This window comes from Bacillus sp. JJ664, from assembly GCF_036962205.1.
Lineage (GTDB): Bacteria > Bacillota > Bacilli > Bacillales > Bacillaceae_G > Gottfriedia.
This window is the reverse complement of sequence record NZ_JBALMS010000204.1, coordinates 1-1,601: the sequence shown is the minus strand read 5'-3', so window position 1 is coordinate 1,601 and position 1,601 is coordinate 1. Positions and strand designations below refer to the sequence as shown.

At 31.2% G+C, this 1,601-nt stretch carries 1 protein-coding gene; it reads right to left on the bottom strand.

Annotated features, from left to right (window positions below):
- Positions 1–252 precede the first annotated feature (252 nt).
- A complete protein-coding gene (locus V7056_RS20220; RefSeq protein ID WP_499704182.1) occupies positions 253–1,098 on the bottom strand; it encodes a hypothetical protein in 846 nt (281 codons plus the stop codon).
- Positions 1,099–1,601: the final 503 nt, after the last annotated feature.

The window sequence follows — 1,601 nt, the reverse complement described above, 5'->3', positions numbered from 1 at the left end:
AGAAAATATAGATTATAATTTTAAATTATTTTATCTATTTATTTGTACTAAAAATAACCGCATTTACAACACCATCATTTTTAGATACTTAATTCAACTAACGAGACAGTTAGTTAAAAACACAGAACGATGCACTAAATCATTTGCACCATTTAATCGTTAATGACAAATCTTTAGAAGTAAATTGGATGACATACAATAATTTCTATAAAATCATTTACATGTAAATCTCTACCCCCTGTAATTAGACAACTATTTAATAATTGATAGTAAAGGATCTATATTCACTTTCCATGGAGAAAGAGGTGACGTTCTCGCCAAAGTAAAGGAAAGTTTGGTTCTAATCCGCCCTTTATCTTTTATAAAAAGACTAACCTCAACTGGGATTTCAGTTGCTAAAAAGTATGGCTTTGTCACTTTTGTTTGGGGCAAAGTCCTCCACTGTATTGCTTCAATTTTTTCTATTTTTTTTAGCTCTTTTTCAATATTTTTTTGATTACTTATGGCAATATTTTTAATCATCCCTTTATCTTGGTTTTTAATAGTAACCAAAAATACATTTAATATTTGGGAAGGTGGAACGTTATTCATGTATTCATCAATCTTCCCAGCAGCTTTAAGGATCATTACATGATGAGAAAAGTCTGATTTTCCTGTCCGATGTGTTGTGCTTCCCAAAAAATGAATGCAAAAGTGACCACGGAAACCGTTTTGAAGTGAACCTGCACCATGTGGCATTCCGTGCATGGAAGCAGGGATTAGGTTGTCTTGAGCTAAAATTAATACAGCCTTTCTTCGCCAACTCCAATTCCCATCGTATATTTCCTTCATTATCTTTGTATCTTCCCTTGTTAATGGTTGAACATCTGCATGTCTACTACCAGCTCTTCGTTGTACATTAAAACTCTTGCCACTATCCACATCAATTACAGTGAACTTCGAGTATTTTGGGAGTAATTTATTGACAGCTTCCCAATTCTGAATTTCTATTTGAAAGCTAATTGGGAAGAGAACTGGTTCGTCTGTTGTAGCGTAAGTAAGTTCTGTAAAGCAAAATAATGAAAAGGAAACGATTACAATAAAAAAAGTTTTTTTCACAGGTTAAGTCAACTCCGATGTTTAGTAATTGAATACATCTATTTTGTGTTATTTTTATATAAAATAGATATTAAATAATTGGCAATATAAGGAATTCTTGATCAGGAAATAGGGGATTCGTTTTGCAGTGGCAATTCATAGTTAGGGCATTGCTTAAAACTTTTATAAATATTAATTGACTAACGCAATCATAACCATGTAAGTGTCATTAATGAAATGAGATTTTTTAATGACAAGACAAAAGAAAATTCGAGGAAAAAGAAGAACCAATCTATAAGGGATGATACTTTCCACTTTAGAATGGATCTATAGAGGATTGAATGAAAATAGGCATTTCGAAAGAGAAAATAAGACAATTTATGATCCGAATTTTTAACAAAAAGGATGGAAAATTAATGTTCCAACATACTTAGAGATTAAGGGTATCGTAATAAAAATCTCTACAGAAATGCAGCTTCACTAACTTTTTTTCATAAAATAAATATGAATAAGTGAAATAAACC